A 4,367-nucleotide genomic window follows, 5' to 3' on the forward strand; every position below is an offset into this window, starting at 1 on the left:
CCTTCCGCGGCAAGCCGCGCACCAGCTACGGCTGTGGTTTCAGCCCCTACTCCTACCCGGGCGCAGAGCAGGCGGCACTGCTCGATCTACAGAACTACTCTTGGGGCTGGAAGCCGGCGTATGGCTATGAGGTGTTCAAGAAGCTGAAGTATTAGAGCGCCTCTGATCAAGTCGTGAGCTCGTATCTTGCGCCCATAGGGCGGCCTGTGGCCGCCGTGTGCCATACCTTGAAATCAAGGATGCTGTCGGGCGCAGCCCGACCTATAAACCTAAATATTGAGCCGTCGCTCCCCTCTTGCTCAACCAAAACGACCACTGATGTAGTCTTCCGTCAGCTTGTGGCGGGGGCGGGTGAAGATGTCGTCGGTGGGACCCACCTCGATCAGACGCCCCAGGTGGAAATAGGCGGTGCGCTGGGAGACCCGCGCGGCCTGCTGCATCGAGTGGGTGACGATGGCGATGGTGTAGTTCTTACGCAGCTCGTCGATCAGCTCCTCGATCTTCGCCGTGGCGATGGGGTCGAGTGCTGAACAGGGCTCGTCCATCAGGATCACGTCGGGTGACACGGCAATCGTGCGTGCGATACAGAGACGCTGTTGCTGGCCGCCTGACAGGCTGGTGCCCGGCTGGTCGAGCCGGTCCTTCACTTCGTTCCAGAGGCCGGCCTTGCGTAAGGAGGTCTCCACCACCTCGTCCAGCTCCTGGCGGTTGGCCGCCAGGCCGTGAATTCGCGGGCCGTAGGCGATATTGTCATAGATCGATTTGGGAAATGGATTGGGCTTCTGAAACACCATGCCCACCCGGGCGCGCAGCGGCACCACGTCGAGCCGGCGGTCGTAGATCTCCTGACCGTCGAGCTGGATCTGACCGCTCACCCGACAGATATCGATGGTGTCGTTCATCCGGTTCAGGCAGCGCAGAAAGGTGGACTTGCCACAGCCCGAAGGGCCGATCATAGCTACCACTTCGTTTTTGCCGATATCCAGGCTCACATCCATGATGGCATGCTTATCGTTGTAGAAAACATCGAGGTTACGGCAACGCATGCGTGGGTCTGCCACCTCGACCTCACCGACCGTGCCGCTGAAATCATCGGCATCGCCTTTGAAGCGCGCCACGCTTACGGATGCCAGTAGACCCTTGTTCGGGGCGTCTCGCATGACCTCTTTTGCAATCGCATTCATCATTGTTCCACTCCTATAGCCGCTGCTTACCAGCGGCGTTCGAATCTCTTACGCAGCAGAACTGCCAGCGCATTCATCAGGATAAGAAAACCCAACAGCACCATGATCGCCGCCGAGGTGCGTTCCATGAAGGCACGTTCAGGACTGTCGGCCCAAAGAAAAATCTGCACCGGCAACACCGTAGAGGGATCCAGCGGTCCGCCGGGAATATCGACGATGAAGGCCACCATACCGATCATCAGCAGCGGCGCCGATTCACCCAGGGCTTGGGCCATGCCAATGATGGTGCCGGTAAGCATCCCCGGCAGAGCCATCGGTAGCACGTGGTGGAACACCATCTGCATCTTCGATGCCCCCACTCCCAGGGCCGCTTCGCGGATCGAGGGCGGTACCGATTTGAGTGCCGCACGGCTGGCGATGATGATGGTGGGCAGGGTCATCAGGGTCAGCACCAAGCCGCCCACTAGGGGCGCCGAGCGGGGCAGGCCGAAGAAATTGATGAACACCGCCAGCCCCAGCAGGCCGAACACGATGGAGGGCACCGCCGCGAGGTTGTTGATGTTGACCTCGATGAGGTCGGTCCAGCAGTTGCGGGGGGCGAATTCCTCCAGATAGACCGACGTCGCCACGCCGATTGGGAAGGCGAGCAGCAGGGTGATGAGCAGGGTGTAGAGCGAGCCCATCAGCGCGCCGCCGATGCCGGCTTGCTCGGGTTCCCGCGAGTCGCCATTGGTGAAGAAGGTGCTGTTGAACTTCAGTTCGACCGCTCCCTGGGCGCTGAGGGCATCGATCCAGCCGATTACCTGGTCTTTCAGTCGGCGCTCGTTTTCCGGCAGCGAACGGTCGATCTGCCCCTTGACCAGCATGTCCAGATCGTCGTCCGCCAGCAGCCACAGGGTTTGGCGGGTGCCGATCAGGTCTGGATCGGCGAGCACCCTGGCGCGCAGATCGAACGCCGCACCACTACTTACCAACTTGTATAGGGTTCGCTTCTCGCGCCGGTTTTTTACCTCCGGGAAGCGTTTACGCAGACTCTGCTTGATCAGGCTGGCGTAGTCCGCATGCCCCAGTTCGGTTAGGTCTCTGTTCCCGCTGGGGTCGATCACGGCGGCATCGAAATGGATATCCAGCCGGATCTGAGTCTGCCAAAAGGCGGTATAGCCTTTGCTGACAATACTGACGAATAAAAAGCTGACGAACAGCAGCCCCACACAGACGGCCCCGATCCCGATGGCTTTGAAGCGCCGTTCACGCCGGTAACGGGCGGCCAGGGAGGCTTTAACTTTTTCGGTGGCCGTGGCCCCCGAACCGATCGGATTATTCATACTGCTCCCGATATTTTCGCACCACATGCAGAGCCACCAGGTTCAACACCAGGGTGACCACGAACAACAGCAGTCCCAAGGCAAAGGCGGCCAGGGTCTTGGGGCTGTCGAACTCCTGGTCACCCACCAGCAGGGTCACGATCTGCACCGTCACCGTAGTCACACTCTGCAGTGGATTGGCGGTGAGATTGGCCGACAGGCCCGCCGCCATCACCACGATCATGGTCTCGCCGATGGCCCGGGAGACCGCCAGCAGGATGCCGCCAACGATGCCCGGCAGCGCCGCGGGGATGATCACCTGCCGGATGGTCTCGGAACGGGTCGCGCCGAGACCGTAGGAGGCGTCGCGCAGCGCCTGGGGGACGGCGTTGATCACGTCGTCGGAGAGCGATGAGACGAAGGGAATGATCATGATGCCCATCACCAGTCCGGCGGCCAGAGCGCTTTCGGAGGAGACGTCGAGTCCCAGCAGCCCGCCGCTGTTGCGAATGAAGGGCGCCACTGTGAGTGCTGCGAAGAAGCCGTAGACCACGGTGGGAATCCCGGCCAGGATCTCCAGCACCGGCTTGGCGACAGCCGCAGCCTGCGCCCCGCGTATTCGGAGAGGTAGATGGCCGACATCAGTCCGATGGGCACCGCTACCAGCATGGCGATGAAGGAAATCAGCAGGGTGCCGGCAAATAGGGGGATGGAGCCGAAGGCGCCCGAGGAGCCCACCTGATCGGCGCGGATCGCCATCTGCGGACTCCACGTCAGGCCGAACAGGAACTCGCTGAGTGGAATCTGCCGAAAGAAGCGCAGCGCCTCGAACAGCACCGACAGCACGATGCCGATGGTGGTGAAGATGGCGATGGTGGAACTGGTGATGAGCAGGGCCTTGAGCACGCCCTCCACCCGGTTGCGGGCGCGTAGTTCCGGCGAGATGAAGCGCCAGGCGTAGCTCGTGCCCAGCATCGCCAGGACTAGGATCAGCACGGTCAAGGCGGCCGCCGAGGTGCGCTCGAGACTTTGCAGGTGATCCGCGGCTGCCTGTATCGCGGGACCGATCTCAGTGGAGACGATATTGCCCGCCGCCAGGTTCTTGATGTCGTTGATCACCAGACCCAGCTCCGCCTCAGGCAGGTTGCGGGTCGCCTCGGGCAGCTCCGCCACCACTAGGCTGGTAATGATGTTGGGCTCGAAAATTAGCCAGAGCCCCAGCACCAGCAGCGCCGGGAGTCCGCACCAGATGGCCGTGTAGAAGCCGTAGTAGCTGGGCAAAGAGTGCAGCTGCCGGACCCTGGTAGGGCCTCCCACCAGGGTGTGAGAACGTCGGCGTCCCAACTGATAGGCCAGGCTGGTCAGGATCGCTAGCAGCAGGATCAGGGTTGTGTAGTGCATAATCTATCAAGGGTGGCCGGGGAAATTCCCGGCACCTCAATCCCACTCGCTCATTTGAGCTGCAGGTTCTTTAACGATCTGACGTCGCTGGCGAAGGCATCGCGCTCCGCCTTTGGCATGGGAATCATGCCTTTGTCGGCCAGATAGCCCTCGTCACCCCAGGCCTTTTCAGAGGTGAACTCAGAAAGGTATTCGCTGATGCCGGGGATCTTGCCGATGTGAGCCTTCTTTACATAGAAGAAGAGCGGACGGGATACCGGGTAGGAGCCGTCGGCGATGGACTCGAATTCAGGCACCACACCCTCGATCTTGGAACCCTGCACCTTGTCGCTGTTTTGGTCGAGGAAGCTGAAGCCGAATACCCCCAGAGCGTTGGGGTTGGCCTCTAGCTTCTGCACGATCAGGTTGTCGTTCTCACCGGCCTCGATGTAGGCGCCGTCCTCACGAATCGCGTGGGCCACTGCCTTGAACACCTTCT

3 protein-coding genes and 1 pseudogene are annotated in these 4,367 nt (G+C 61.1%); all 4 read right to left on the bottom strand.

All coding sequences use genetic code 11. The features are described from left to right. Nucleotides 1-299 precede the first annotated feature (299 nt). The gene (gene pstB, locus RIFP1SYM_RS15925) at nucleotides 300-1,184 is read right to left on the bottom strand and encodes a phosphate ABC transporter ATP-binding protein PstB (protein WP_005966772.1); all 885 of its coding nucleotides are present in this window, start codon (nucleotides 1,182-1,184) and stop codon (nucleotides 300-302) included. Between the two features lie 26 nt (nucleotides 1,185-1,210). Then, a complete protein-coding gene (gene pstA / locus RIFP1SYM_RS15930; RefSeq protein ID WP_006475313.1) occupies nucleotides 1,211-2,509 on the bottom strand; it encodes a phosphate ABC transporter permease PstA in 1,299 nt (432 codons plus the stop codon). Then, nucleotides 2,502-3,889 (bottom strand): annotated as a pseudogene (pstC, locus tag RIFP1SYM_RS15935) (phosphate ABC transporter permease subunit PstC). Before pstC ends, pstA begins: the two are co-directional and overlap by 8 nt. Before the next feature lie 50 nt (nucleotides 3,890-3,939). Further along, nucleotides 3,940-4,367 (bottom strand): substrate-binding domain-containing protein (locus RIFP1SYM_RS15940; RefSeq protein ID WP_039960828.1); only part of this gene is annotated, 428 nt, incomplete at its 5' end.

This window comes from endosymbiont of Riftia pachyptila (vent Ph05) (assembly GCF_000224455.1).
Taxonomy (GTDB): Bacteria; Pseudomonadota; Gammaproteobacteria; order Chromatiales; family Chromatiaceae; genus Endoriftia; species Endoriftia persephonae.

Bases quoted from the DNA above. Each gene is read 5' to 3' on its own strand.
- pstB (WP_005966772.1), bottom strand. From the start codon at position 1,184: ATGAATGCGATTGCAAAAGAGGTCATGCGAGACGCCCCGAACAAGGGT.
- pstA (WP_006475313.1), bottom strand. From the start codon at position 2,509: ATGAATAATCCGATCGGTTCGGGGGCCACGGCCACCGAAAAAGTTAAA.